This window comes from Bradyrhizobium sp. AZCC 2230, from assembly GCF_036924495.1.
Taxonomy (GTDB): Bacteria; Pseudomonadota; Alphaproteobacteria; order Rhizobiales; family Xanthobacteraceae; genus Bradyrhizobium; species Bradyrhizobium rifense.
The window spans coordinates 6,384,918-6,410,248 of sequence record NZ_JAZHRS010000001.1 but is presented as its reverse complement, the minus strand read 5'-3'; the positions used below and the strand labels follow the sequence as shown (position 1 = coordinate 6,410,248).

Sequence of the window (25,331 nt, the reverse complement as noted above, 5' to 3'; positions counted from 1 at the left end):
GTGAAGAGAGTGCGACACGCGCCTCACTTGCTCTTGCCCTTCAGGATGTCGCCGACCTGCGGGACGTCCTTGTCGCCGCGGCCGGAGAGATTGACGACCATCAGGTGGTCTTTCGGCCGCTTCGGCGCGAGCTCCATCACCTTGGCGATGGCGTGCGCGGGCTCGAGGGCGGGAATGATGCCTTCGAGCTTCGAGAGCAGCTGGAACGCGGCGAGCGCCTCGTCATCGGTCGCGGAGAGATAATTGACGCGGCCGATCTCGTGCAGCCAGGAATGCTCGGGGCCAATGCCGGGATAGTCGAGGCCGGCCGAGATCGAATGCGCATCCTGGATCTGGCCGTCGGCATCCATCAGGAGATAGGTTCGGTTGCCGTGCAGCACGCCGGGGCGGCCGCCTGCGATCGAGGCTGCATGCAGCTGCGTCAGCCCGTGGCCCGCGGCTTCGACGCCCAAGATTTCAACCGTTGAGTCATCGAGGAACGGATGGAACAGGCCCATCGCGTTCGAGCCGCCGCCGATGCAGGCGACTAGAGAATCCGGCAGGCGGCCCTCGACCTCCAGCATCTGCGTCCTGGTCTCGTTGCCAATGATCGACTGGAAGTCGCGCACCAGCGTCGGATAGGGATGCGGACCCGCCACCGTGCCGATGCAGTAGAAGGTGTTATGCACATTGGTGACCCAATCGCGCAGAGCCTCGTTCATGGCGTCCTTCAGCGTGCGCGTGCCCGACTGCACCGGGACCACCGTTGCGCCCAGCATCTCCATGCGGATCACATTGGGCTGCTGCCGCTCGACGTCGACGGCGCCCATATAGACCACGCATTCCAGGCCGAAGCGCGCGCACAGCGTCGCGGTGGCGACGCCGTGCTGGCCGGCGCCGGTCTCGGCGATGATGCGCTTCTTGCCCATGCGCCGCGCCAGCATGATCTGGCCGAGCACGTTGTTCACCTTGTGCGAACCGGTGTGGTTGAGCTCTTCGCGCTTCAGATAGATCTTCGCGCCGCCGAGATGCTCGGTGAGACGCTCGGCGAAATAGAGCGGCGAGGGCCGGCCGACATAGTTCTTGAGATAGCCGCTCATCTCGGCCTGGAAAGCCGGATCGGCCTTGGCCGCGGTGTAGGCCTTCTCCAGATCGAGGATCAGCGGCATCAGGGTTTCGGCGACGAAGCGTCCGCCAAAGATGCCGAAATGGCCGCGCTCGTCGGGGCCGCTGCGATAGGAATTTGGTTTGGCGATGTTCATCGAACGCTCAACTCTTGGGTGGCGCGCGCGGCGCGAATGAAGGCCTTGATCAGCTCCGGGTCCTTGACGCCTGGGGCGCTCTCGACACCCGAGGACACGTCGGCGCCACCGGCGCCGGTGACGCTGAGGGCCTCCGCAACATTGTCGGCGTGAAGCCCGCCCGAGACCATGTAGGGCAGTTTCAGATCGAGATTTTCCAGCAGGTGCCAGTCGAACGGCGCGCCCAGGCCGCCGGGACGCGTCGCATCCTTCGGCGCACGCGCGTCGAACAGGATGCGGTCGGCGACCGCGACATAGCCGGGCAGCACGGCGAGATCGGCTGCGGTTGCGACCGGCACCGCTTTCATCACGGGGCGGCCGAACTTCTGCTTGATGTCGCGCAGCCGCGCCACGCTCTCTTGGCCGTGGAGCTGAAAAATGTCCGGCGACAGCGCGTCCATGATGTTGTCGAGCGTGGCATCGTCGGCATCGACCGTGAGCGCGACCTTGAGCGCACGCCGCTTCGCCTGCCGGCCGAGATCGCGTCCCGTCTCCAGCGACACATGCCGCGGCGACGGCCGGAAGAACACGAACCCCACCATGTCGGCGCCCGCGTCGAGCGCCGTTTCGAGCGTCTCGGGCGTGGACAGGCCGCAGATTTTGACGAGCAGGGACATGGTCTCAAAGCGGGTGAAGGCCGCAAGCGGCGGCCTGGAAACGGGTTTTTTCGGTCGGGCCGCTTCTACAACGTCGCGCGCTGCTTGTCTCGCCCGATAGCCCCGTAAAGGCCCACCCCGGAGGGAACGGGGAGGCGCTGGCTCTCGGGCCTGGCAGGGGACGCCTGAGCCCGCAGTCCGGCCAATTCGACTTGGGCAGCCCGCGCATCCGCCTCATGCCGGCGCGCGGCGCGCCGCCAGTGCCGCTGGCCGAACCAGACGGCGCAGCCGCCGGCGATGACGCCCACGGCAGCCACCAGGATCAGCAGCAGGAAGAGCGGCAGCGTGATCGAGAGAGCCGGATCGGCCGCCATGAAGGGATCGAAGGAGACGGTGACGAAATGCCGGTTGGCCACCGCAAAGGTCACCAGGATCAGGGCCAGCGGAATCACGATCAGCGCGGTCAGGAACTTTCGCATCGCGAGCGCTCGTCTTGAATCAAGCTTGCTGCCGCATCATGCGGCTGTTCGGTTAAGCCCGGACGACAGACTTTAATCCGGGGCGCCCGGATCCGGATGATCGCGGTTCAGCCGCTCGCGCATTTCCTTGCCGGTCTTGAAGAACGGAACACTCTTCTGATCGACGGGGACATGGGCGCCGGTGCGCGGATTGCGGCCGGCGCGCGCGGGGCGGTGCTTCACCGAGAAAGCGCCGAAGCCGCGCAGCTCGACGCGGTCACCGCGCGCGAGTGCCGCTACGATCTCCTCGAGAATCGCATTCACAATGTTCTCGACATCCCGCTGGTACAGATGCGGGTTGTGCTCGGCGATACGCTGAACAAGTTCGGATTTGATCATCGAGAGATAGGACCCGGGAGCGTGCGGATGACCATTTCCGTGAAAATACCGTGATCTGTCAAGACGCTAAATGAAGGTTGAGCGTCGTGAAAATGCGTGACAAATGCCGAAAAAGCGGGCTGCACGGCTACCCGCCGGACGGGAAAAAGCTCTGAAGCTCGCGTTATTCCCGCTTATTCCCGGTCAATTCGAGGCAGCCGGCTGCCACAAGGCCAGCATTCCATCCAACCCGACGCGATCAACCGCCTGCACGACGCCGGTTTGCGCGATTTGGTGCGCAATCGAGCCGAATCCAAGCGCTTCCAGCGTCACGGCGGCGGCCGTCTTGAGGAACGGCAGGTCGCCAAAGCGCGGCTCGAGCTTGTAATCGCGCACGTTGAGACCCTTCTTGACGCCCTTCTGCTCCTCGAGCCAGGTCACCGCAGTTTTCTCGTCGCCGAGCTGATCGATCAGCTTGAGATCGATCGCCTGGCGTCCGGTGAAGACGCGGCCATCGACGACTTTTTCGAGCTGCGTGTCATCCATGCCACGGCGCTGCTTCACCAGATCCTTGAACCAGGCGTAGGAATCCTTCACCAGCGCATCCAGCGCGGCCCGTGCCTCGGGGCTGGTCGGCTCAAACCCGTTGGGCGCAGCCTTCAGCGGCGTGGACTTCACTTCCTCGACCCTGACGCCGACGGTCTTCAGCAGCTCGGTGAAGTTCGGAAACTGGAACAGCACGCCGATCGAGCCGACCAGGGAGCTCTGCTGGGCGATGATGTGGTCGCTCGCAATGGCGGTGATATAGCCGCCGGACGCCGCAAGACCCTCGACCACGACGACCAGCGGCTTCTTCGCCTTCAGGCGCGTGAGTGAATCATAAAGCTGCTCGGAGCCGGCGGTGGTGCCACCCGGTGAGTTGACGTGAACGATGACGGCGGCAGCCTGCGAATTCTCCAGCCGCTCCAGCGCCCGCGTTCGCTCGGAATCGCTGCGGATCAGGCCGTCGATCTGCACACGCGCGATCGAGCCTGCGGAGGCGAAGCTGCCCTGCGCGCCGGGTGTCGCGATCAGAGCGAAGCCCGCGATCGCAGCGATCGCGATCAGCGCAGCCATCACGCGCCAGAACGTCAGCTTGCGGCGGATCCTGCGGCGATCGACGATGATGTCCGAATCGAGTGACATCGGAATATCTCCAAATGAAGGGCCGCCGGCGTTGTGCCGTCACAACGTGACCAATGGCTTGTCTGGATACATCAATTGCGGCGCAATTTGAAGAAAACAAGGCCTGCGGCCGTAGCCCGGATGGAGCGCAGCGTAATCCGGGACCACTTTCGATCGTGGCACGGCCCCGGATCTCGCTTCGCTCCATCCGGGCTACAAGCGCCCCAACAAAAAAGCCCCGGCTCGCGCCGGGGCTTTGATGTCAGCAAAACCTGCGTTTCGCTTACTTGCTGTCGCGGTTCTTGAGCGCGGTGCCCAGGATGTCGCCGAGCGTCGCTCCCGAATCCGAGGAGCCGTACTGCGCGATGGCTTCCTTCTCTTCGGCGACTTCGAGCGCCTTGATCGACACCTGGACCTTGCGGGCCTTCTTGTCGAACTGGATCACGCGGGCATCGACCTTCTCCCCGACGGCAAAGCGTTCGGCGCGCTGGTCGTTGCGGTCACGCGCGAGCTCCGAGCGCTTGACGAAGGTGGTGAAGTCGGTCCCGGCGATCTTCACCTCGATGCCGCTTTCCTTCACTTCGAGCACTTCGCAGGTCACGACAGCGCCCTTCTTGACATCGCCCGGCTCGGCGAATGGGTCGCCTTCGAGCTGCTTGATGCCGAGCGAGATACGCTCCTTCTCGACGTCCACATCGAGCACCACGGCTTTCACCACGTCGCCCTTCTTGTAGTTGTCGATCACCTGCTCGCCCGGAAGCTTCCAGTCGAGGTCGGAGAGATGGACCATGCCGTCGACGTCGCCTTCGAGACCCAGGAACAGACCGAACTCGGTCTTGTTCTTGACTTCGCCCTCGACGGTCGAACCGGTCGGGTGACCTTCAACGAAGACCTCCCACGGGTTGCGCATGGTCTGCTTGAGACCGAGCGAGATGCGGCGCTTGACGGAATCGACTTCCAGCACCTGCACGTCGACTTCCTGCGAGGTCGACACGATCTTGCCGGGGTGCATGTTCTTCTTGGTCCACGACATCTCGGAGACGTGGATCAGGCCTTCGATGCCCGGCTCGAGCTCGACGAACGCACCGTAGTCGGTGATGTTGGTGACACGGCCGGTGAAGCGGGCACCCAGCGGGTACTTGGCTTCGATGCCCTGCCACGGATCGTCCAGCAGCTGCTTCATGCCCAGCGAGATGCGGTGCGTCTCGTGGTTGATCTTGATGATCTTGACCTTCACGGTCTGGCCGATCGAGAGCACCTCGGTCGGGTGGTTGACGCGGCGCCACGCGATGTCGGTGACGTGCAGCAGGCCGTCGATGCCGCCGAGATCAACGAACGCACCGTAATCGGTGATGTTCTTGACCACGCCGTCGATGACCTGACCCTCTTCGAGGTTCTGCACCAGCTCCTGACGCTGCTCGGCGCGAGTCTCTTCGAGAACCGTGCGGCGGGAGACGACGATGTTGCCGCGACGGCGGTCCATCTTGAGGATCTGGAACGGCTGCGCGTTGTTCATCAGCGGCGCAACGTCGCGGATCGGACGGATGTCGACCTGCGAACGCGGCAGGAAGGCGACGGCGCCGTCGAGATCGACGGTGAAGCCACCCTTGACCTGGTTGAAGATGACGCCCGTGACCTTCTCGTTGTTCTGGAACGCCTTCTCCAGCTTGCCCCAGCTCTCTTCGCGGCGCGCCTTGTCGCGCGACAGCACGGCTTCGCCGAGTGCGTTCTCGATGCGATCGAGGAACACTTCCACCTCGTCGCCGACCTTGATCTCGCTCTCACGGCCGGGGCCGGAAAATTCGCGCAGGGCGACGCGGCCCTCGGTCTTCAGGCCGACGTCAATGACGGCCATGTCCTTTTCAATTGCAACCACCTTGCCCTTGACGACCGAGCTCTCCTGCAGGTTGCCACCTGCGAAGGACTCGTCGAGCATCGCGGCGAAATCGTCGCGCGACGGGCTATAGGTATCAGCGGAAGTCGAAGCCATTTGTTCTCCAGTTGCGGATGTCTTGCCGGCCGTTGGGTTCTTGGGCGTACCGCGCGTGCAGTGTCGGAAGGTCCACAAAACCTTCGAGCGACCGCTCGTTGCTCCGGCTTGCGACCGGAACAGCGGAAGCGGGCCGGCTGGGCCCGCACGTTCGATACGTGAAAATCTTTTGTCCGGAGCCTGGATCGCGTCGGCCCCAAAGCAGGGACCGAGAGTATCGACCTCAAAGAGCGGGAGCGGGCGCTTCCTCCAATGACGGCTGCGGCTTAACCCCGCGACCGGCCCGCTCGGACGGCCTCGATAATGTCGATGGCGGCCCGGACGCCGCCTTCTATATCCAGTTGGGAGTTATCAAGCAAGTAAGCATCTGCGGCCGGTTTTAGGGGCGCGATCGGCCTGTTCTTGTCCCGTTCGTCGCGCTGGATGATGTCGGCGAGCACCGCCGCCTCATCCGCCTCCTCGCCCCGCGCCCTCGCCTCCATGGTGCGGCGGCGGGCCCGGACCTTTGGGTCAGCCACGACGAAGATCTTCACGTCGGCGTCGGGGCAGATCACGGTTCCAATGTCCCGGCCGTCCAGCACCGCGCCGGGCGGACCGGCGGCGAAATGCCGCTGGAAATCGAGCAGGACCTCGCGAACCCTGGGAATCGCCGAGACGATGGAGGCGCCCTCGCCGGCCGTCTGGGTCTTGAGGGCGGGATTGCCGAACTTTTCGGGATCGAGTTCCAGCGCAGCCTGCACCGCAGCCGTCTCGTCCCGGAGGTCATGGCCGGACTGCATCAGCGCGTAGGCGACCGCACGATAGATCACGCCGGTATCGAGGTGACGATAACCGTAATGATGGGCGAGGCGCTTGCCGAGCGTGCCCTTGCCCGAGGCCGCGGGTCCATCGATGGCGATGATCATGACACTCAAACCTTGACTGGGTGGGGTCCGCGGGCGCGCCGCAACGGCTGCTCTTCAGTAAAAATGTTGCGAGACGCGAATTCGGCGGGACTCGAAAATGTCAAGTACTCGCGCATCGCGTCGGACGGAGAAGACGTGGTGAACCATGGTTCAGCAAGGCGACGCGCCGGATCGCAGACCCACGCCGGCACCCGGCCGAGGCGACGTTGTTTTGCCAGATATTCGGCGATTGCGCCGACCAGAGCGTCGAGCCGGCCATTCTGCGTCAGCGCGGGCTCGTCCTCGATCGTCTCGTATTGAGCCCGGCCCGTCGCCGCGAGATCGAACGTGTCGAGGAATTCAGCCAGCGTCGTATCCTGTGGCGCGCCAGCGCAGATGCGATCGACGGCTTCAGCGAGGGTATTTGGGCGCATCGGCTCCTCCCCCCAGATCCATGTTCTTCAGCAGGAAACGCTGCTTCTCCGAGGAAGCAGCGCTTACCGGAAAATACCGACCGAGCAGCCCGATGGCTTCCCCCACCGTCGAGATTCCAACTACCTTCATCAAGTTCAGGATATCCAGACGTTCGGTCTCTCCACGAATGGGATCCGTGATCCGGAATGCCTTCAGCTTCAGCGCAAGAAGATATGCAGCGGAGGGCACCGAGACCTCAAGCCCTGGCGGCGTGCCATCCCGTGGGAAAGTGCCAAATTCGAGATGATCCGCAGCACGGTCGGCCAGCGGACTGAGATGGAATACGACCTGATCGTTGAACCAGTCGGCGCTCCAGCCGTTCTTTGCGGCTATTTCGGCTGTTGTCTTCTCCAACCAGTCCGGCAGCGGACGCTCGAGCTTCGAGACGTCGACGTCCTCGGTCGCGAAGCGGAAATTGCTGGCGAGCATGAGGGCAGAGCCGCCATAGACCGCGATCTGAAGCTTGGTTCCGGCGTCGGCTGCAGCACGGCCGATCGAATCGAACGCATCCAGCAGGGCGTCGCGATCGAAGGCTGCGCTCATGGCCACGGCCTCATGAAAACTCGGCCCCCAGCGACCGCATCATCGGAATGAAGTCCGGAAAGCTGGTAGCGATGAAGGCGGTGTCGTCGACCGTCACGGGCTGATCGGACGCGCAGCCCATCACCAGCGCGGACATCGCGATGCGGTGGTCCATATGCGTGGCGACAGTGCCGCCGCCGGGAACGTGACCGCGGCCATCGACGATCAGATCGTCGCCGGAAACAGTGACCTTCACGCCGTTGACGCGGAGCATGTCCGCGGTGGCCTCGAGCCGATCGGATTCCTTGACGCGCAACTCCTTCAGGCCGCGCATGATCGTCGTGCCTTCGGCGAACGAAGCCGCGACCGCCAGCACGAGATATTCGTCGATCATCGAGGGCGCGCGCTCCGGCGGCACTTCGACGCCGCGCAGTTTTGACGCGCGCACGCGCAACTGCGCCATCGGCTCGCCGGCATCGCCGCGCACTTCGCTTTCCTCGATGGACGCGCCCATTTCACGCAACGTCGTGAAAAGGCCGGTGCGCAGCGGATTGGTCATCACGTCGGACAGAACGACATCGGAGCCTTCGACGATCAGCGCCGCGACGACCGGAAATGCCGCTGAGGACGGATCGGCGGGCACGATGACGGTGGCGCCATGCAGCTCGGGCTGGCCGACCAGCGTAATGCGGCGGCCGTGAGCACCTTCGCTCACCGAGGTGATATCCGCGCCGAAATGCTTCAGCATCAGCTCGGTGTGGTCGCGGCTGGCCTCGTTCTCGATCACGGTCGTGGTGCCCGGCGCAGACAGGCCCGCCAGCAGCACCGCCGACTTGATCTGGGCCGACGCGACCGGGGTCTTGTACGTAATCGGCAGCGGATCGCGCGCGCCCTGGACGGTCAGCGGCAGGCGGCCACCCTCAGCGGCAGAAGCGACCTTGGCACCCATTTTTTCGAGCGGATCGAGGATCCGGCGCATCGGGCGGCTGCGCAGCGAGGCGTCACCATCAAAAATCGCCGAGATCGGGCAGCCGGCGACAGCGCCCATGACCAGCCGGCAACCGGTGCCGGAGTTGCCGAAATCCAGCGCTGCCTTGGGCTGGGCAAAGCCTCCGACGCCCACACCCTGCACCTTCCAGGCGAAATCACCGGTGCGTTCGACCTTGGCGCCGAGCGCCTGCATGGCTTTGGCGGTGTTGAGGACGTCCTCGCCCTCGAGGAGACCTGTGATCCGGGTCTCGCCCACAGCAAGCGCGCCCAGAATGAGGGCGCGGTGGGAAATCGACTTGTCCCCGGGCACCCGTACTTTCCCGGTCAGGGGACCGCTTGAGCGCGACTTCAGCGGCGTCGGCTTGTCGGAATGGGTCAAGATTGTGTCCTTGAATGCGCCTCAGAGGCTCGCGCGCACCTACCACATGGCCTCCCCGCCGTCACGAGCATGTCTTTCTCTCGTAATGCGCTATTGACAGCGGGCCGCCAACTAGCCAAGTGAAACACCGCTTTTCAGACATCCCAGGATTCCTCTGCCGTGGCCAAGTCCGAACTCGGAACCAAACGTATTTGCCCGACCACGGGCAAGAAGTTCTACGACCTCAACAAGAATCCGGTGATCTCGCCCTATACCGGCGAAGTGGTACCGATTGCGCCTGTGGCGCCGGCCCGCGCCACCCGCGGCGCCGAAGCCCGTCACGCGGCTGCCGCGGAGATCACGCCGGAGCCGGCAGAGGTCGAAGAGGTCTCGCTCGAGGAGGCCGATGCCGAGGAGAACACCGGCAAGGTCAAGGCCGTCGTCCCCGAATCCGAGGACGATATCGAGGTCGACGAGACCCTCGACGACGACGATGACGATGATTCGACCTTCATTGCCGACGAAGAAGAGGGCGATGAGGACGTGACCGACATCATTGGTGATGTCGGAGGTGATGAAGAGACTTGAGATCAGCCCTGATCTGTGAAAAAGGGTGCACCGCGCGAGTCACCAGGCTCGCCGGTCGGGAGTGATCCACAAGGATCGTCCCAGGACTTAAGGGGCCATAGCTCAGCTGGGAGAGCGCTTGCATGGCATGCAAGAGGTCGGCGGTTCGATCCCGCCTGGCTCCACCAGCCTTCGCAGGCTACGCCTGCTTCGGCTGGGCAAGCCCTCTCGTAGCGAAGGCTGTCCCGCCAGAGCCCGAAGGGCGTCGGCGGACCGTGACGCCCCCCTCCAGGACTCTGAATGGCCTGCTAAGCTCCTCCCGGGGGAGGAAGCGCTATGAAGTATGTCTACATTCTCCAAAGCCTCGACGGCGAGCACTTCTATGTGGGCATCACGGACGACCTGCGGGCGCGCTTAGTGAAGCACAATGCCGGCGAAGTGCCACACACATCGAAATACGGACCTTGGCGAATACGAACCTATTTCGCGTTTGATGATATGGCGCGCGCGATCGCGTTCGAGCGATATCTGAAATCTGGCTCAGGCCGCGCATTCGCAAAAAAGCACTTCTGACTATCCACGGGGCAAATGCACCGCCCTACTCCCCGATCACCGCATTCAACCGATCGCGCAGCGCGACGATCTCGTCTTTCATCGCGACCAGCTCCGGCACCGTGCAGTCCGACGCTGCCAGGATCGACTGCGGGACGCTGCGCGCTTTGTCCTTCAGCGCGTGGCCCTGCGGCGTCAGCGCGATCAGGACCTGACGCTCGTCCTCGCTGGAGCGCGTGCGCTTGACGAGGTGCGCGGCCTCTAACCGCTTGAGCAGCGGCGTCAGCGTGCCCGAATCCAGAAACAGCTTTTCGCCGATGTCCTTGAGCGGCACGTCGTCGCGCTCCCACAGCACCAGCATCACCAGATATTGCGGATAGGTCAGGCCGAGCCGGTCGAGCAGCGGCTTGTAGACGCGGTTGAAGGCGTGCGCGGCGGAATAGACGGCGAAGCAGATCTGGTTGTCGAGCCGTTGGGGATCCAGGGTCGATAATTTCCGGGCCATAGAGAATCTCACGAGATTGACCCGCATTGTGGGACCGGGCGGGCCGACATTCAATTGCGAACAATTAAATGTGAGGCATGCAGATTTGAATTGCGCACAATCTAATTGTTTGCGATATAGGCGTCACCGCAACCCGAATACCCCAAGGGAGACGAAAATGTCCGTGAACGTCCTCTACAAGACCAGCGCAAAAGCCACCGGCGGCCGTGACGGCCATGCTGCGACCCTCGACGGCGCGCTCGACGTCAAGCTTACCACGCCGAAGGAGCTCGGCGGCGGCGGTGGCGCCGGCAACAATCCCGAGCAGCTGTTTGCGGCCGGCTATGCCGCCTGCTTCATCGGCGCGATGAAGTTCGTGTCCTCGCAGGGCGGCCCAAAGGTCCCCGCCGACGCCTCCGTGACCTCGACCGTCGGCATCGGCCCGCGCTCGGCCGGCGGCTTCGGCCTCGACATCGATCTGGCCGTCTCGCTGCCGGGCCTGTCCCGCACTGAGGCCGAGGCGCTGGTCGAGAAAGCGCACCAGGTGTGCCCGTATTCCAACGCGACGCGCGGCAATGTCGACGTCCGCCTGACGGTCGTCTGATCAGACGGTGGATTGGCTGGCCCGGGATCCCCCTCGGGCCGGCCGCCTCTGCTTGATTTGCCACGCCGCGGGATTGTGCCGCGACGCATACGCCCCCACGCGACAAGCCATTGCTGGCTTGGACGAACCTCGCTAGGCCTGTGGTCAAATATCGACACAGGGAAGCGAAGGCATGACTGAAGCCGCAACCGGCGCAATGAGCGGACTGCGCGTGATCGATCTTACGCGCGTGCTCGGCGGCCCCTACTGCACCCAGATCCTCGCCGACCATGGCGCCGATGTGATCAAGGTCGAGCCGCCCGCGGGCGACGAGGTGCGCGATTGGGGTCCTCCCTTCCACGACGACGACGCGGCTTATTTCGTCGGCATCAACCGCAACAAGCGCTCGATCGGCCTCGATCTCGCTTCCGAGGGCGGCCGTGTCGTGCTGCTCAAGATGCTGGAGACCGCCGACGTCCTGATCGAGAATTTCAAGCCGGGCACGCTGGAGAAATGGGGCATCGGCAACGATGTGCTCAGCAAGAAATATCCGCGCCTCGTGCATTGCCGGATCTGCGGCTTCGGCGCCGACGGCCCGCGCGGCGGCAATCCCGGCTATGACGCCATCATCCAGGCCATGACCGGCATGATCGCGGCGACCGGCTCGCCGGAGAGCGGCCCGATGCGGATCGGCGTGCCCTTGGTCGACATCACCACCGGTCTTTACGCAGCGATCGGCATCCTGATGGCACTGTCGGAGCGGCAGCGCTCGGGCAAGGGCCAGTTCCTGGAGACGACGCTGTACGAGACCGGCCTTGCCATCATGCATCCGCACACCGCGAATTATTTCATGCATGGCAAGCCGCCCGGCCTCACCGGCAACGAGCATCCCAACCTCGTTCCTTACGCGATCTTCCCGACCAAGACCGACAACATCTTCATCGGCGTCGGCAATGACGGCACCTTCCGCAAGCTCGCCAAGGAAATCGGCAAGCCCGAGCTCGGCACCGATCCGCGCTTTGCCCGCAACAAGGACCGCATCGCCAATCGCGAGGCGTTGCGTGCCGAACTTGCCGCCGTGTTCAGCCAGCACGAGGCCGAGCCGTTGTGCAATCGCCTACTGGCCGCGGGCCTGCCCGCAGGTCCCGTACAGAAGATCGACCAGGCCTTGACCAACCCGCACACGATCGCGCGCGGCGATGTCATCGAGAAGGACTGGTACAAGGGCGTGGCCTCGCCGATCCGGCTCGATCGCAGCAAGCCGAGCCTGCGCCGCCCGCCGCCGAAGTTCAGCCAGCACGCCCAGGAGGTGCTGGGTGAGTTCGGCTACTCAAAGGCGGAGATCGACGCGATGGTCGCGAAGGGCACGGTCTGCGGTCCCGAGCGCAAGCGCTAAGGGCCTGCCCACCACATCCAGCGAGCGATGCCGCACTGCGGCGCGGGCACTAGTGTGCACCGCGAACGGATGCGGCTGCCCGTTTGGCATTCGCCTATTTGACGGCTTCCCTTTTCCCGCGCTTGCCGCTTTCGTTTCGGCCGCCTACACAGTCATGTGAACGTCATATGGCGCTGCTAGCGCAAGCGCTTCTTTTTGACGGCCAAGAGAACGGCCAAGGGAGGTTACTTGATGGCTCTTCGACATTTTGGGGCGGCTGCCGCTGTTGCAATCGCGGTTGGCATGACGGCTTCGCCGGCGCTGGCTGTGACCGAGATCCAGTGGTGGCATGCGATGACGGGCGCCAACAATGACGTCATCGTCAAGCTCGCCACCGACTTCAATGCGTCGCAGACCGACTACAAGGTCATCCCGACCTACAAGGGCAACTATCCCGACACGATGAACGCCGGCATCGCGGCCTTCCGCGCCGGCAACGCTCCGCACGTCATGCAGGTGTTCGAAGTCGGCACCGCGACCATGATGGCCGCGACCGGCGCCGTGAAGCCCGTCTACAAGCTGATGGCTGATGCCGGCGAGAAATTCGATCCGAAGAACTATCTGTCCGCGATCACGGGCTACTACTCGACCTCGAAGGGCGAGATGCTGTCCTTCCCCTTCAACTCGTCGTCGACCGTCATGTGGGTCAACCTCGACGAGCTCAAGAAGGCGAATGTCGAGATCCCGAAGACCTGGCCCGAGACCTTCGAAGCCGCCAAGAAGCTCCATGACAACGGTCATCCGACCTGCGGCTTCTCCGGCTCCTGGGTCACCTGGGTCAATCTCGAGCAGCTCTCCGCCTGGCACAACGTGCCGCTCGCCAGCAAGGCCAACGGCCTCGACGGCTTCGACACCGTGCTCGAGTTCAACGGGCCGCTCCAGCTGAAGCACCTCGAGAAGCTGGTCGAGCTACAGAAGGACAAGATCTACGACTACGCTGGCCGCACCAACACCGGCGAAGGCCGATTCACTTCGGGCGAGTGCCCGATCTACATCACCTCGTCCGCCTTCTTCGGCAACGTCAAGGCGCAGGCCAAGTTCAACTTCACCGCTGCACCGATGCCGTACTATCCGGACGTCAAGGGCGCACCGCAGAACTCGATCATCGGCGGCGCGTCGCTCTGGATCATGGGCGGCAAATCGGCCGACGAATACAAGGGCGTCGCAAAATTCCTGACCTTCCTCTCGGATACCGATCGCCAGGTCTACATCCACAAGGCGTCCGGCTATCTGCCGATCACCAAGGCCGCCTATGAGAAGGCCAAGACCGAGGGTTTCTACAAGGACCAGCCCTACCTCGAGACCCCGCTGCTCGAGCTGACCAACAAGGAGCCGACCGAGAACTCGCGCGGTCTGCGCCTCGGCAACATGGTTCAGCTGCGTGACGTCTGGTCGGAAGAGATCGAGCAGGCGCTGGCCGGCAAGAAGACCGCCAAGCAGGCGCTGGATGCGGCCGTCGAGCGCGGCAACACGATGCTGCGTCAGTTCGAAAAGACCGCTGTAAAATAAGGCGAAGGCGCCGGCAGGCCGTACGATGAGCGGCCTGCCGGCACCACCCCATCATGCAAAAGCAAGCCATTTTCCAATCAAGGCTGTTGCCCTACGCGCTGGTTGCCCCGCAACTCGCGATCGTCCTGATATTTTTCTATTGGCCGGCCTTGCAGGCGGTGATCCAGTCGTTCCTGCTCCAGGACGCCTTTGGTCTCTCGTCGAGCTTCGTCTGGTTCGACAATTACATCGACCTGCTGAAGGACCCCGCTTATTTCGAGGCGGTCGTCCGGACCTTCGTCTTCTCGTTCGCCATCGCCCTCTCGTCGCTGTCCTTTGCGCTGCTGCTCGCCGTGATGGCGGACAAGCCGCTGCGCGGCTCGATGCTCTACCGTACGCTTTTGATCTGGCCCTATGCGGTCGCACCGCCCGTGGTCGGCGTGCTCTGGATCTTCATGCTGCATCCCTCGCTCGGTGTGCTCGCGCGATACTTGCGCGCCGCCGGCGTCGACTGGAATCCGCTGCTCGACGGCAACCAGGCCGCTGGGCTGATCATCCTCGCCGCCGCCTGGAAGCAGATCTCCTATAATTTCCTGTTCTTCCTCGCCGGGCTGCAAGCCATCCCGAAGAGCGTGTTCGAGGCCGCCGCGATCGACGGCGCACGCCCGATGCGGCGGTTCTGGACCGTGACCTTCCCGCTGCTGTCGCCGACCATCTTCTTCCTGCTGGTCGTCAACATCGTCTACGCCTTCTTCGACACCTTCGGCATCATCGACACCATGACCCGCGGCGGTCCCGGCACGTCGACGGTCACGCTGGTCTACAAGGTCTATTCCGACGGCCTGCTCGGCGGCAATCTCGGCAGTTCGGCGGCGCAGTCGGTGATCCTGATGGTCATGGTCATCGTGCTGACGGGAATCCAGTTCCGCTTCGTCGAACGCAAGGTGACCTACTGATGGTCGAGCAAGAGGGCTTTCGACGCTACGTCGCCCATATCATCCTCTGGATCGGAATCGCGATCGTCGCGTTTCCCGTCTACATCGCCATCGTCGCCTCGACCCAGGACAACGCGCTGATCGCCAACGGGCAGATGTCGCTGCTGCCGGGCGGGCATTTCTTCGAGGTCTACTACCAGACCATCTTCGTCGGCACGAGCGGCTCGACCCGCGAGCCCGTCTACAACATGATGCTGAACTCGCTGGTGATGGCGCTCTTGATCGCTGTCGGCAAGATCGCGATCTCGATCATCTCGGCCTATGGGATCGTGTATTTCCGCTTTCCGTTCCGGATGGCGATCTTCTGGATCATCTTCATCACCTTGATGCTGCCGGTCGAGGTCCGCATCTATCCGACCTACAAGATCGTCGCCGATTTGCACATGCTGGACAGCTACGCGGGCCTGGCGCTGCCGCTGATCGCATCCGCCACCGCGACATTGCTGTTTCGCCAGTTCTTCATGACTGTGCCGGACGAATTGCTCGAGGCGTCGCGCATCGACGGCGCCGGTCCCTTGCGCTTCTTCTGGGATACGCTGCTGCCGCTGTCGCGCACCAACATGGCGGCGCTGTTCGTGATCCTCTTCATCCTCGGCTGGAATCAATATCTCTGGCCGCTGCTGATCACCACGCGCGACGACATGCAGACCATCCAGGTCGGCATCCGCAAGATGATCACCACCACCGACGCGCTGACCGAATGGCCGGTGGTGATGGCGACCGCCGTGCTGGCCATGCTGCCGCCGGTGTTCGTCGTCGTCGCCATGCAGAAATTGTTCGTCCGCGGTCTGGTCGAGACGGAGAAGTAGATAGTTATGGCCAACGTCACCCTGCGCAACGTCCGCAAGACCTACACTGGCGGCTTCGAGGCCATCAAGGGCGTCAACGTCGATGTCGGCGACGGACAGTTCTGCGTGCTGGTCGGCCCAAGCGGCTGCGGCAAGTCGACGCTGCTCCGCATGGTCGCGGGGCTCGAGACCGTGTCCGGCGGCGAGATCGACATCGGCGGCCGCGTCGTCAACCAGGTCGAGCCGGCCGATCGCGACATCGCGATGGTGTTCCAGAACTACGCGCTCTATCCGCATATGAGCGTCTTCAACAACATGGCTTACGGCCTGCGCAACCGCGGCATGGCCGAGACCGAGGTCAAGACGCGCGTCGACGAAGCCGCACGCGTGCTCGAGCTCTCAGCCATGCTGGAGCGCAAGCCGCGCCAACTCTCCGGCGGCCAGCGCCAGCGCGTCGCGATGGGCCGCGCCATCGTGCGCCAGCCAAAAGTCTTCCTGTTCGACGAGCCGCTGTCGAACCTCGACGCCAAGCTGCGCATCGCGATGCGGGTCGAGATCCGCAAATTGCAGCGCCGTCTGAACACGACGTCGATCTACGTCACCCACGACCAGCTCGAGGCGATGACGCTCGCCGATATTCTCGTCGTGATGAATGGCGGCCAGGTCGAGCAGATCGGCAATCCGCTGGCGATCTACGAGAAGCCGGCCACGACCTTCGTCGCGTCGTTCATCGGCGCGCCGCCGATGAATCTGATGTCGACGCGCGCAGACGAGATCAAGTCGCAGCTTGGCGGCATTGCGGGCGACGCCGGCATCCTCGGCATCCGTCCGGAAGATTTTGTCATCACCGACCAGACCCCGGCCGGCGGCGTGGCATTGCCGCTGACGGTGGAAGCGATCGAACGCGTCGGCGCAGAGACCTTCATCTACGGCTCGCGCGCCGAGGACGAGCAGCGCGTCGCCGCCACGCCGGGCGAGCTGCCGCCGGGCGAGGTCATCGTCCGCGTTCCCGGAACCGAGGCGCCTGCCATCGGCCAGAAGATCCGGGTCGCGGCAGTGCGCCAAAAGCTGCATTTGTTCAGCGGCGACGGACGGACGCGAATCGAGGCCTGACGGGTTTCGAAGGCGCGGCCAGCCAAGACTGCGAAAACAACCCCATGCACAGTAGACGGGGCTCTGTTTTCATTGGGATAAATCGCCCGGCAGATTCGTCATGCCGGGCGACGGCGGAAACAGTGAATCCGGAGCTCCATGCTAGGTGCTTGAACCCGCACGGGGATATGCCCATATTGCTGACCAAGGGGCGCCGCGTCCGGGCCCTGAAATGCCAAAGTCGCTTCGAGAGGACTTTGTAAACTATGTCTCGTGTTCCCACGTTATCCAGTCCGTTCCTTCTGGGCTTCGACGAGATTGAGCGCGTGCTCGATCGCGTCGTCAAAGGCGCCGACGGTTATCCTCCCTACAATATCGAGAGGTGCGACCGGTCGGACGGCCAGCCCGAGCGGCTGCGGATCACGCTGGCGGTCGCCGGATTCACCCGCGACCAACTCGATGTAACCATTGAGGAAAACCAGCTCGTCATCCGCGGGCGGCAGCAGGACGACAAGACCCGGCAATACATCCATCGCGGCATCGCCGCGCGCCACTTCCAGCGCACCTTCGTGCTGGCGGAGGGGATGTTGGTGCTGGGTGCGGATCTGAAGAACGGGCTTCTGTCAGTCGATCTTGCCCGGCCAGAACCGGAGAGGATCGTTAAGACAATCGCTATCAATGAGCACGAATAATGGAACGAGTAGCGGACTCGACCGCTTAGTTTCTGTGAAGGAGTCGAGACCATGAGTGAAGGTCACGTTGCGTTCGAATACGAAGCCAAGGCCGTCTCGCCGGAGACGCTGGCAACCCTCGGCGAAGGCCATATCGCCTATGTGAAGCAGATCCGCTCCGAGGATGTGCCCGGCCTGTTTCCCGAAGCCCCGAAGATCGCGCCCGGCCTCAAGCTGTTCGCGCTGCACTCCGCCGACGGCACGCCGATCATGCTGACCGACAGCCGCGAAGCCGCGGTGGCAAATGCCTGGAGCAACGAGTTGCAGGCGGTGAGCGTGCACTGAGCGCGCGCGTCGCACGAATAGAGTTTTGGCGGGCATGCCTTCGCAGGAAGGCATGCCCGTTTTCATTTTGAGGGATGATGTTTCGCGTCGTCATTGCGAGCGCAGCGAAGCAATCCAGAATCTTTCCGCGGAAACACTCTGGATTGCTTCGCTGCGCTCGCAATGACGGAGTGTGAGGCTACGGCGTGCCCACCTCTCATGTCCCGGACAAGCTGCAACGCGCATAAGCGCGTTCACGCGCGTCTTCGACGCGCTATGCGTTGTGGCGCAGAGCCGAAGAAGCGCTGCGCTATCGGCGGTCTTCGCATCAAGGTCGGCAATGAGGTTGTTAGTGGCATCGGCGTCTCGGGCGGGCCCGGCATTGATGACGACGAAGCTTGCGCCAAAGCCGGCATCGACAAGATCAGCGCACACCTCAAGTAAGTCGGTAGCATCGGAGCGAGTTGCAGGCGGTGAGCGTGCACCGACGCACGCGCGCGCAGTCGTGCGCGGTTCGCGAACCAAATACGCGGGCATGCCTCAACGCGGCCTGCGCATTTTTTGGCGCCTGGCAAGCGTTTACTAGGGTGTGTACTCATAAGCGTCGGCTTACGAAGGCAAAGCGGAAGTCCGCCACCTTGCGCGGATCGGCGGCTTGTGATCCGTTGCTGACGTCGGTGAGACCTTCGTTTGCCCCCTCAGCGATCGCAGTTGTGAAGATCATCCGATATGTTTGGGCGATCTAACCACCTTGTCTCACACCATCGAGAAATTGCTCCTTTTCGCCAGGCGCATATCCCTGACAAGCGCCGAAATACGGTTCAGGTTTGTCGCAGTCCGGGGTGCCGGACCGGTCTTGGAGCGGCAGGCGAGGTGGCGCGTAGGCAAAGCTCGAAGCGGAGCCCGGTGCGAACGTGCCCTGATTGGAGCGAACCACAGCGTGCCGGTGGGTGTGGTGCGCCGGCGCCGCGTTCGCAACGCCGCACAGGGCGATCAAAAGGCCCAAGGCCAAAATGGAACGCATTGCATTTTCTCCAATCGAGAACCACGCCTGCTTAGCTAGGGATTGGGTCACGCCGTTCCAACGAGTCCTGCTTCACGATTAGTCAAATCGGTGGCACCACTCGCGCGGGGCCTCTACTTCATCCTGGTTAGGCAAATCCTATGACCGGTCCGGCGCCCGCGAGAACGCGATGGTCTCAAACGATTTGAGAACGGCCTGCGGCGGGCTGGTTTCCGCAATGAGACGATCTGAGGTTGGCGGAATTTCCGCTGTTGGACTCAAAGCCGACGTAGGGCAGGAACGCGCTGAAGTCGGCTTCTGACCGGAAGCGCCCATCACCCTTCCGGCACGCCAGCGAGGCGAAAGCCTTCACACGTGCGCTTGAGCCCGGCAAGAAAAGCCGGGTTGTCACTTTGTTGAGCAGCGACAAAACGACGGATGGTGAAACCTGAGTTGAGCGCAAGTCCCGTTCTCGCAGCAGTTCGCGCCTCATCGAGCGCGCCGGTCAGGCCCAACGCTGCGGCGAGCGACAAATGAGCGATAGGAAAGTTGCGGTTCGCCTCAGTGCTTTGTCGTAGCCAATTGACGGCTTCGACGTCCAAACCAAGCTGTAGCTTCGCCACGCCCACAAAACACGTCCACTGGTAGGCTTCAACGTCGCGAGGGGAGAGACGTAAAGCCTCGCGTATATGGCCTTCGGTCTCGGCAGCGCGACCCAAATAGAATTTGGCAAAACCAAGGGCGGCATGAGAGTTGGCCCTATTCGAATCCAGCGCCAACGCATGCTCGAATTCACGGATGCCTTGGGCGGCCCGGTTCGTAAAGATCTGGACCCAACCCCGAGCCGAGTGGGCTGAAGTATAGTTCGGCCTGATCGACAATGCCTTATTCACCATCGCCTCAGCCGCTGCAAACCGCGCAGGCCCATCATCCGTGGTAAAGCTGGACCCAATTGCCGTATCAACAGTTGCCAGGCCAATCATTGCTTCGACGTTGCCGGGGTCGAACTCCAGAGCGCGTTCGAAGAAGCTCCGCGCCTGCGTTACGTCTTCAGGGCTAAACCCCTTCATCAACCAGGCCCGGCCCTGGAAGTACAAGTCCATCGCATCGGGATGCAGCGTACGCTCGGCTCGTCGCGCCTCAGCCACGATGAGCTGCGCACCTAATGTATTGGCGAGCCTCGATACGATTTCGTCCTGCATGTCGAACAGGTCGACGACAGGCTTCTCGAAGCGCTCGGCCCAAAGATGCTGGCCGCTCCTGGCATCGATCAACTGCACGTTCATCCGAAGCCGCTTGCCGCTGCGTTGCACTGAGCCTTCGAGCACGTAGCGAACGTTTAATTCGCGGCCGACTTGCCGTACATCGACTGCTCTGCCCTTGTATGAGACGGCGCTGTTCCCTACGATGACAAATGAACCAGCGATGCGCGACAAGTCCGTGGTCAAACTCTCGGTTACACCATCCACGAAATAGTCCTGCTCGCGATCCCCGCTCAGGTTCGCGAAGGGTAGCACGACGATGGATAGGCGCGGCGTTGAAAGCCGGGCCCGACTTGCGCGTTCAACCTGTGTCTCGGAGCTAAGCCCATCCCGGACCGCTGCATAGGTCCGGACCGGAAGGGCGATGTTCTTGAGGTTCTGCTCGCCCAGATCAGCGAACTCGATGCCCACTTTACCTCTGACGTGGTCATACGCGGAAGACGAGATGCAGATACCGCCTGGTTCTGCGATGCTTTCGAGCCGCGCCGCAATGTTTACGCCGTCCCCAAAAATGTCATGCGGTTCGACAATCACGTCGCCTATATTGATGCCCACCCGAAAGGCAATGTGATTGTCTTCCGGCTCATCGATCGTAAGTTCGTGAGTCCGGGTCTGGAACTGCATCGCGGCCCGAACCGCCTCTACCGCGCTGGCAAACTCCGCCAAAAACCCATCGCCTGTGTTTTTCACGACGCGGCCACCGTGCTCGGCGATCGCGGGGTAGACGGCCTCCATGAGGAGCGTCGTCAGTTTGGCATGCGTAGCCTCCTCGTCATGGTGCATCAGCCGCGAATAGCCCGCCACGTCGGCGGCCAATATCGCCGACAATCTGCGTTCGATCCGGGACGGCCGCTCTTGCGCCATGACCTGCAGACCTTTTTGACCTGCAGATTCTACGATAAATCCGGCTGCCGTGCCACGACCACTCAAGCGGGACGGCAAAGTGGGCGTAATCGCCCGAAGATGACCATGGTGACGGCTGCATCAATCGGAATGGCCTCCAATCGGTTCCCCGTTCAACCCCAAAAATCAGGCGCTCGCCTGGGAAAGCTTCGTCCATTGCTCGGCCGTCGCAGATGAGATGATGTCGCCTTCTGGCCCAATTCGGACCTAGGGTGAACGCGCCAATGCGCCGCTATCAGAGGCACAGCGGACCTCATACGAAGTGCAGCGCGGGTTTATGAGTACACGTCCTACTCGCCTGAGCGATCCGACAGCCGCGCGCGGATGTCCGGCTTCAGCACCTTGCCGACCTTGGAGCGCGGCAGGTCGTCCCAGACTTCGATCTGCTTCGGTGTCTTGACGCTGCCGATCCGCTGCTTGACGAAGGCCGCAAGCGCCGTCGCATCGACGCTTTGGCCAGCGCGGGGCTGCACCACGGCGACGATCCGCTCACCCCATTTCTCGTCCGGAAGGCCGATCACGGCGCAATCCTGCACCGCCTCATGCGCCCGCAGCGCGTTCTCGACCTCGATCGAGTAGACGTTGAACCCGCCGGTGATGATCATGTCCTTGGCGCGATCGACGATATAGAGGTAGCCGTCGTCGTCGATGTAGCCGACATCGCCGGTGTGGTGCCAGCCATGCGCAGAGGCCTCCGCCGTCGCCTCGGGATTTTTGTAATAGCCCTCCATCACCAGCGAACCGCGGACCACGATCTCGCCGCGTGCGCCTGATGGCAGCAGATTGCCGTCACCATCCATGATGCCGGCCTGCACCAGTGGGCTGATCCGCCCGGCCGAGGCGAGCCGCTCCATCGCGATGGTGCCGTCGGCATTGTAATGCTCGTCAGGTGCCATCATCGAGATCATCATCGGCGCTTCGGTCTGACCGAACAACTGCGCCATCGGCCCGATACGCTGGAGTGCCTCCGCAAGCCGCGTGGCCGAGATCGGCGCCGCGCCGTACCAGAAGCATTGCAGAGACCCGAGCTTCGCGGAGTCGAGTCTGGGATGATCGAGCAGCATGTAGATCACGGTCGGCGGCAGGAAGGTGTGCGTGACGCGGTAGCGCTCGATCAGATCGAGGAATTCGGCGATGTCGGGGTGATGCATGATCACGATGCGGCCGCCGAGCGCCATGATCGGGAAACACAGCACTCCGGCCGCGTGGGTCAGCGGCGCGAGCGCGAGATAGATCGGGCGGCCCTTGAAGGGATAGCCCATCAGCGTCAGTGCCGTCATCGCCTCGATGTTGCGGCCCGACAGCATGACCCCCTTCGGCTTGCCGGTGGTGCCGCCGGTCCCGGGAATCATCGCGAGATCGTCGACCGTCTCGCGTTGATAGGGGTCGTCGGCGAGGCCGGCGAGCCAGCCGTCGAACGAGGGCGCGAAAGGTAACTCGGCATCGAGGCAGACGACGGCGCGCAGCTTTGGCAGCTCTGCACGTACCGCCTCGACCATCGGCGCGAAGCTCGAATGAAACAACAGCAGGCTGCAGTCGAATTGCTCGAGGATGAGCCGGTTTTCGGCCGTCTCGTTACGCGGATTGATCGGACACCAGACCGCACCGCCGCGGGAAATGCCGAACACGCAGGCAAACGCCACCGGATCGTTGCCGGACAGGATTGCGACCTTCTCGCCGGCAGCAATATCCGATCGTGCGAGCCCGCGCGCGACGCGGTAGCTCAACCGCTGCACCTCGCCATAGCTGAGGTCGCGTCCATCCATTGTGAGGCACGGCGCGTCGGCGCCGAGCGAGGCACCTTTGTCGAGGTAATCGATGAAGCGCATGATCAACACCCGAAGCATCGTGAGGTTGGCTGGACGCGTGCCACGGCGAAGGTCCACCTCTCCCCGATGGGGAGAGGTGAAGAACGATCGCTGTCACGTCTCCTAGTCGTGCACGGTCAGAACAGGCTTGCTGACGAGCCCGAAGCTGCGCAATTGCCCGAGCAGCTCGTGATGGCCGAACGCCTGGCAGCCGGAGGCGAACCCCACGCGCTTCGGAGGCTGCTGCAGCAGGTGCGCCGCGGCATAGGCCTGCAACATGCCGGTCTGCTTGTAGTTGCTGTTGCCATTGATGACGCAGTGCGCGCGCCCCAACGGGCCGGAGGCATGCACCGAATCCATCGACTTGTTGACGCGCGGGTTCTCGCGCGGCGGCATGGTGTTCATCACGCCGGCCGCGGTCTGCGCCAGCGCGGCGTAGCGCTCGTCGGGCTTCATGTCCTTGGTCGCATCCAGCGCGGCGGCAACGATCTGCGGCACGGCCAGCATCAGGGCGCGATTGAACACGCCGCCCAGCACTTTCACGTTGGCCACGCGCGGATCGCGCTTGAACCACACCGGGTGCGAGGTGCCGCCCCAGGGCAGCGCCAGCGCCAGCTCGTGCTGGCCGGGGATGGCAAGATTGTAGAGACCGGCATCGGGCTGATGCTCGACGTATTTGTTCTGCTCCAGATAGTAGGCCTTGGCCATCGCGGCGTTGACCAGGATGGTCTGCGTCGATGCGATGGTCGGGCTGCCACCCCAGAACACGGCGATATCAAGCGTGTCGAGGCCGGGTGTCTCCAGGCACAGCTGCGCGGCGATCTCCCCGGTGGTGTACATCTGCGCGATGCCCGGCGCCAACAGCAGCCCGGCATTGGCGAACTTCGTGCCCCACTCCTGCTCGAGTGTGATCAGCCAGTCCTGCTCACCGGTGGTGTCGGTGTAATGACACCTGGAAGCGAGGCAAGCCTGCACGACTTCGCCGCCGAACTTGGCGAAGGGACCCACGGTGTTGAGCACCACCGAGGCGCCGTTGAACAATTCAGTCAGCGCGGCCACGGTGTGCGGCACCTTGACCACCTCGTAGTCGGCGGTCTCGATGCCGGCCACATTCGACTTCATCGCGGCGTTGAGCTTCTCATTGCTGCGGCCGGCGGCGATGAAGGGGATGTTGTATTCGCGTAAATATTCACAGACCAGCCGGCCGGTATAGCCGGAAGCGCCATAGACGATGACGGGCTTCTTCTCGCTCATTGCGTTCCTCCGAAATGCTTGTTGTCGGCCTTGTTGTTACATGCCCATGCCGCCATCGACCGGCAGTCCGATGCCGGTGATGAAGCGCGCCTCGTTCGAGCACAGGAACACTGCGGCATCGCCGATGTCCGTGACCTCGGCGAGGCGGCCGAGCGGGGTTTGCTCCACCACCGAGCCGACCGCGGCATTGACGTCAGCCGCGAGCCCGACTTTGACGATGTCGTTGGCGAGCTGCATTCCCATGTCGGTCGGGATCAGGCCCGGATAGATGCAGTTCACGCGCACGCCGAAACCGAGCTTGCCGGCCTCCATCGCTCCGACCCGCGTCATGCGGTCAACCGCAGATTTCGTGCCCGAATAGACCGCGATGCCCGGGAAGGCGATCGTTGCCGCAACCGAGGCGATGTTGACGACGGCGCCGCCCTTGCCGGCCGGCCCGCCCGGGCGCATGGCACGGAAGGCGTGCTTCATGCCGAGCACGGTGCCGACGATATTGACGTCGCACATCCGCCGCGCGTCCTCGGCCTTGACCTCGGAGATCAGCGACGTGATCTCGATGCCGGCATTGTTGATCAGGATGTCGTAGCCGCCGAGGGTTGAGACCGTCGCGGCAACCGCTCGCTCCCATTGAGCGTCGTCGGTGACGTCGAGCTGGACGAAGCCGGTCTTCACACCGAGCTTTGCGATCTGGCCGGCGCTGTCCCGCCCGACGTCATCGAGGATGTCGCCGATCATGACCGCCGCGCCGGATTGCGCCAGTGCCGCTGCAATCGCGGCTCCGATTCCGCGGGCTCCGCCGGTGACCAGGGCTTTGCGGCCATCAAGACTCTTCTCACTCATCGCACGTCCTCCCTTGGTTGATCTCTTGATTGATCTCTTGGTCAGATTTCTTGGACTGATTTTTTTGCTGATGATCCGTGCGTGCTGCGATCAGCAGCACGGTGCCTGCGCAGTGGCGCAACGGCATGCGAGTCCGTTCCGGCGGCGCGGCGCCGGTGGGTGCGTTTCCTCCATTCGCGGACGTCTTG

At 63.1% G+C, this 25,331-nt stretch carries 26 protein-coding genes and 1 tRNA gene; 12 read left to right on the top strand and 15 right to left on the bottom strand.

What is annotated here, in order from left to right; all coding sequences use genetic code 11:
* Nucleotides 1–23: 23 nt before the first annotated feature.
* The 10 genes from trpB to aroA form a co-directional block, all read right to left on the bottom strand.
* Nucleotides 24–1,241 (bottom strand): tryptophan synthase subunit beta, encoded by a 1,218-nt coding sequence (gene trpB / locus V1280_RS30765; protein ID WP_334533188.1) that lies wholly within the window; start codon nt 1,239–1,241, stop codon nt 24–26.
* Nucleotides 1,238–1,897 (bottom strand): phosphoribosylanthranilate isomerase, encoded by a 660-nt coding sequence (locus V1280_RS30760; protein ID WP_334533185.1) that lies wholly within the window; start codon nt 1,895–1,897, stop codon nt 1,238–1,240. The genes trpB and V1280_RS30760 overlap by 4 nt, the downstream gene beginning before the upstream one ends.
* Before the next feature lie 65 nt (nt 1,898–1,962).
* On the bottom strand, nt 1,963–2,355 hold the full coding sequence (locus V1280_RS30755; RefSeq protein ID WP_334533182.1) for a lipopolysaccharide assembly protein LapA domain-containing protein: 393 nt from the start codon (nt 2,353–2,355) through the stop codon (nt 1,963–1,965).
* Nucleotides 2,356–2,427: 72 nt separating this feature from the next.
* A complete protein-coding gene (locus V1280_RS30750) occupies nt 2,428–2,733 on the bottom strand; it encodes an integration host factor subunit beta (RefSeq protein WP_007598410.1) in 306 nt (101 codons plus the stop codon).
* 183 nt (nt 2,734–2,916) lie between these two features.
* Nucleotides 2,917–3,897: a signal peptide peptidase SppA gene (sppA, locus tag V1280_RS30745; RefSeq protein WP_334533178.1), complete on the bottom strand. Its 981-nt coding sequence runs from the start codon at nt 3,895–3,897 to the stop codon at nt 2,917–2,919.
* Between the two features lie 262 nt (nt 3,898–4,159).
* Nucleotides 4,160–5,866, bottom strand: coding sequence for a 30S ribosomal protein S1 (gene rpsA / locus V1280_RS30740; protein ID WP_148773440.1), 1,707 nt, complete (start codon nt 5,864–5,866; stop codon nt 4,160–4,162).
* Between the two features lie 266 nt (nt 5,867–6,132).
* Nucleotides 6,133–6,771 (bottom strand): (d)CMP kinase, encoded by a 639-nt coding sequence (gene cmk, locus V1280_RS30735; protein WP_334533170.1) that lies wholly within the window; start codon nt 6,769–6,771, stop codon nt 6,133–6,135.
* 5 nt (nt 6,772–6,776) lie between these two features.
* On the bottom strand, nt 6,777–7,184 hold the full coding sequence (locus V1280_RS30730; RefSeq protein WP_334533168.1) for a hypothetical protein: 408 nt from the start codon (nt 7,182–7,184) through the stop codon (nt 6,777–6,779).
* Nucleotides 7,162–7,767: a hypothetical protein gene (locus V1280_RS30725; RefSeq protein ID WP_334533166.1), complete on the bottom strand. Its 606-nt coding sequence runs from the start codon at nt 7,765–7,767 to the stop codon at nt 7,162–7,164. Before V1280_RS30725 ends, V1280_RS30730 begins: the two co-directional genes overlap by 23 nt.
* A 10-nt stretch (nt 7,768–7,777) precedes the next feature.
* Nucleotides 7,778–9,115 (bottom strand): 3-phosphoshikimate 1-carboxyvinyltransferase, encoded by a 1,338-nt coding sequence (aroA, locus tag V1280_RS30720; RefSeq protein WP_334533163.1) that lies wholly within the window; start codon nt 9,113–9,115, stop codon nt 7,778–7,780.
* Between the two features lie 159 nt (nt 9,116–9,274).
* On the opposite strand from aroA, the gene V1280_RS30715 reads away from it, so the two are divergent.
* The 3 genes from V1280_RS30715 to V1280_RS30705 all read left to right on the top strand — a co-directional run bounded on the left by V1280_RS30715 (nt 9,275) and on the right by V1280_RS30705 (nt 10,234).
* Nucleotides 9,275–9,682, top strand: coding sequence for a TIGR02300 family protein (locus V1280_RS30715; RefSeq protein WP_334533160.1), 408 nt, complete (start codon nt 9,275–9,277; stop codon nt 9,680–9,682).
* 91 nt (nt 9,683–9,773) lie between these two features.
* Nucleotides 9,774–9,849, top strand: a tRNA-Ala gene (locus tag V1280_RS30710).
* Nucleotides 9,850–9,997: 148 nt separating this feature from the next.
* Nucleotides 9,998–10,234: a GIY-YIG nuclease family protein gene (locus V1280_RS30705; protein ID WP_334533158.1), complete on the top strand. Its 237-nt coding sequence runs from the start codon at nt 9,998–10,000 to the stop codon at nt 10,232–10,234.
* Between the two features lie 25 nt (nt 10,235–10,259).
* Here V1280_RS30705 and V1280_RS30700 read toward each other — a convergent pair whose 3' ends face one another.
* The gene (locus tag V1280_RS30700) at nt 10,260–10,718 is read right to left on the bottom strand and encodes a MarR family winged helix-turn-helix transcriptional regulator (protein ID WP_334533155.1); all 459 of its coding nucleotides are present in this window, start codon (nt 10,716–10,718) and stop codon (nt 10,260–10,262) included.
* Nucleotides 10,719–10,875: 157 nt separating this feature from the next.
* On the opposite strand from V1280_RS30700, the gene V1280_RS30695 reads away from it, so the two are divergent.
* The 9 genes from V1280_RS30695 to V1280_RS30655 all read left to right on the top strand — a co-directional run bounded on the left by V1280_RS30695 (nt 10,876) and on the right by V1280_RS30655 (nt 18,517).
* The gene (locus V1280_RS30695) at nt 10,876–11,301 is read left to right on the top strand and encodes an organic hydroperoxide resistance protein (RefSeq protein ID WP_254127257.1); all 426 of its coding nucleotides are present in this window, start codon (nt 10,876–10,878) and stop codon (nt 11,299–11,301) included.
* 172 nt (nt 11,302–11,473) lie between these two features.
* Complete coding sequence (locus tag V1280_RS30690) at nt 11,474–12,676, top strand: CaiB/BaiF CoA transferase family protein (protein WP_334533148.1); 1,203 nt, start codon at nt 11,474–11,476, stop codon at nt 12,674–12,676.
* A gap of 231 nt (nt 12,677–12,907) precedes the next feature.
* Nucleotides 12,908–14,224, top strand: coding sequence for a sn-glycerol-3-phosphate ABC transporter substrate-binding protein UgpB (ugpB, locus tag V1280_RS30685; protein WP_334533145.1), 1,317 nt, complete (start codon nt 12,908–12,910; stop codon nt 14,222–14,224).
* Between the two features lie 53 nt (nt 14,225–14,277).
* Nucleotides 14,278–15,159 (top strand): sn-glycerol-3-phosphate ABC transporter permease UgpA, encoded by an 882-nt coding sequence (gene ugpA / locus V1280_RS30680; RefSeq protein ID WP_334533142.1) that lies wholly within the window; start codon nt 14,278–14,280, stop codon nt 15,157–15,159.
* Nucleotides 15,159–16,007, top strand: a complete 849-nt coding sequence (gene ugpE, locus V1280_RS30675; protein ID WP_334533139.1) for a sn-glycerol-3-phosphate ABC transporter permease UgpE — start codon at nt 15,159–15,161, stop codon at nt 16,005–16,007. The genes ugpA and ugpE overlap by 1 nt, the downstream gene beginning before the upstream one ends.
* 6 nt (nt 16,008–16,013) lie before the next feature.
* Complete coding sequence (locus tag V1280_RS30670; protein ID WP_334533136.1) at nt 16,014–17,099, top strand: sn-glycerol-3-phosphate import ATP-binding protein UgpC; 1,086 nt, start codon at nt 16,014–16,016, stop codon at nt 17,097–17,099.
* Nucleotides 17,100–17,344: 245 nt separating this feature from the next.
* Nucleotides 17,345–17,770, top strand: coding sequence for an Hsp20 family protein (locus tag V1280_RS30665; RefSeq protein ID WP_014438749.1), 426 nt, complete (start codon nt 17,345–17,347; stop codon nt 17,768–17,770).
* A 51-nt stretch (nt 17,771–17,821) separates the two neighbouring features.
* Nucleotides 17,822–18,094: a DUF1150 family protein gene (locus V1280_RS30660; RefSeq protein WP_200470844.1), complete on the top strand. Its 273-nt coding sequence runs from the start codon at nt 17,822–17,824 to the stop codon at nt 18,092–18,094.
* A 162-nt stretch (nt 18,095–18,256) separates the two neighbouring features.
* Nucleotides 18,257–18,517: a heme-binding protein gene (locus V1280_RS30655; RefSeq protein ID WP_334533124.1), complete on the top strand. Its 261-nt coding sequence runs from the start codon at nt 18,257–18,259 to the stop codon at nt 18,515–18,517.
* Between the two features lie 894 nt (nt 18,518–19,411).
* On the opposite strand, the gene V1280_RS30650 is transcribed toward V1280_RS30655, so the two are convergent.
* The 4 genes from V1280_RS30650 to V1280_RS30635 form a co-directional block, all read right to left on the bottom strand.
* Nucleotides 19,412–21,202: an adenylate/guanylate cyclase domain-containing protein gene (locus tag V1280_RS30650; RefSeq protein ID WP_334533122.1), complete on the bottom strand. Its 1,791-nt coding sequence runs from the start codon at nt 21,200–21,202 to the stop codon at nt 19,412–19,414.
* Between the two features lie 329 nt (nt 21,203–21,531).
* Entirely contained in the window at nt 21,532–23,070 is a 1,539-nt protein-coding gene (locus V1280_RS30645; protein WP_334533119.1) for an AMP-binding protein, read from the bottom strand.
* Between the two features lie 102 nt (nt 23,071–23,172).
* Nucleotides 23,173–24,303: a DUF5938 domain-containing protein gene (locus V1280_RS30640; protein WP_334533116.1), complete on the bottom strand. Its 1,131-nt coding sequence runs from the start codon at nt 24,301–24,303 to the stop codon at nt 23,173–23,175.
* A 36-nt stretch (nt 24,304–24,339) separates the two neighbouring features.
* Nucleotides 24,340–25,143 carry an SDR family NAD(P)-dependent oxidoreductase gene (locus V1280_RS30635; protein WP_334533113.1) on the bottom strand — a complete coding sequence of 268 codons (804 nt, stop codon included), beginning with the start codon at nt 25,141–25,143 and terminating at the stop codon, nt 24,340–24,342.
* Nucleotides 25,144–25,331 lie beyond the last annotated feature (188 nt).

Excerpts from the sequence above, each read along its gene's own strand:
- trpB (WP_334533188.1), bottom strand. The coding sequence starts at position 1,241 with ATGAACATCGCCAAACCAAATTCCTATCGCAGCGGCCCCGACGAGCGC.
- V1280_RS30760 (WP_334533185.1), bottom strand. The coding sequence starts at position 1,897 with ATGTCCCTGCTCGTCAAAATCTGCGGCCTGTCCACGCCCGAGACGCTC.
- V1280_RS30755 (WP_334533182.1), bottom strand. The coding sequence starts at position 2,355 with ATGCGAAAGTTCCTGACCGCGCTGATCGTGATTCCGCTGGCCCTGATC.
- V1280_RS30750 (WP_007598410.1), bottom strand. The coding sequence starts at position 2,733 with ATGATCAAATCCGAACTTGTTCAGCGTATCGCCGAGCACAACCCGCAT.
- sppA (WP_334533178.1), bottom strand. The coding sequence starts at position 3,897 with ATGTCACTCGATTCGGACATCATCGTCGATCGCCGCAGGATCCGCCGC.
- rpsA (WP_148773440.1), bottom strand. The coding sequence starts at position 5,866 with ATGGCTTCGACTTCCGCTGATACCTATAGCCCGTCGCGCGACGATTTC.
- cmk (WP_334533170.1), bottom strand. The coding sequence starts at position 6,771 with ATGATCATCGCCATCGATGGACCCGCGGCCTCGGGCAAGGGCACGCTC.
- V1280_RS30730 (WP_334533168.1), bottom strand. The coding sequence starts at position 7,184 with ATGCGCCCAAATACCCTCGCTGAAGCCGTCGATCGCATCTGCGCTGGC.
- V1280_RS30725 (WP_334533166.1), bottom strand. The coding sequence starts at position 7,767 with ATGAGCGCAGCCTTCGATCGCGACGCCCTGCTGGATGCGTTCGATTCG.
- V1280_RS30705 (WP_334533158.1), top strand. The coding sequence starts at position 9,998 with ATGAAGTATGTCTACATTCTCCAAAGCCTCGACGGCGAGCACTTCTAT.
- V1280_RS30700 (WP_334533155.1), bottom strand. The coding sequence starts at position 10,718 with ATGGCCCGGAAATTATCGACCCTGGATCCCCAACGGCTCGACAACCAG.
- V1280_RS30695 (WP_254127257.1), top strand. The coding sequence starts at position 10,876 with ATGTCCGTGAACGTCCTCTACAAGACCAGCGCAAAAGCCACCGGCGGC.
- V1280_RS30690 (WP_334533148.1), top strand. The coding sequence starts at position 11,474 with ATGACTGAAGCCGCAACCGGCGCAATGAGCGGACTGCGCGTGATCGAT.
- ugpB (WP_334533145.1), top strand. The coding sequence starts at position 12,908 with ATGGCTCTTCGACATTTTGGGGCGGCTGCCGCTGTTGCAATCGCGGTT.
- ugpA (WP_334533142.1), top strand. The coding sequence starts at position 14,278 with ATGCAAAAGCAAGCCATTTTCCAATCAAGGCTGTTGCCCTACGCGCTG.
- ugpE (WP_334533139.1), top strand. The coding sequence starts at position 15,159 with ATGGTCGAGCAAGAGGGCTTTCGACGCTACGTCGCCCATATCATCCTC.
- V1280_RS30670 (WP_334533136.1), top strand. The coding sequence starts at position 16,014 with ATGGCCAACGTCACCCTGCGCAACGTCCGCAAGACCTACACTGGCGGC.
- V1280_RS30665 (WP_014438749.1), top strand. The coding sequence starts at position 17,345 with ATGTCTCGTGTTCCCACGTTATCCAGTCCGTTCCTTCTGGGCTTCGAC.
- V1280_RS30660 (WP_200470844.1), top strand. The coding sequence starts at position 17,822 with ATGAGTGAAGGTCACGTTGCGTTCGAATACGAAGCCAAGGCCGTCTCG.
- V1280_RS30655 (WP_334533124.1), top strand. The coding sequence starts at position 18,257 with ATGACGGAGTGTGAGGCTACGGCGTGCCCACCTCTCATGTCCCGGACA.
- V1280_RS30650 (WP_334533122.1), bottom strand. The coding sequence starts at position 21,202 with ATGGCGCAAGAGCGGCCGTCCCGGATCGAACGCAGATTGTCGGCGATA.
- V1280_RS30645 (WP_334533119.1), bottom strand. The coding sequence starts at position 23,070 with ATGCGCTTCATCGATTACCTCGACAAAGGTGCCTCGCTCGGCGCCGAC.
- V1280_RS30640 (WP_334533116.1), bottom strand. The coding sequence starts at position 24,303 with ATGAGCGAGAAGAAGCCCGTCATCGTCTATGGCGCTTCCGGCTATACC.
- V1280_RS30635 (WP_334533113.1), bottom strand. The coding sequence starts at position 25,143 with ATGAGTGAGAAGAGTCTTGATGGCCGCAAAGCCCTGGTCACCGGCGGA.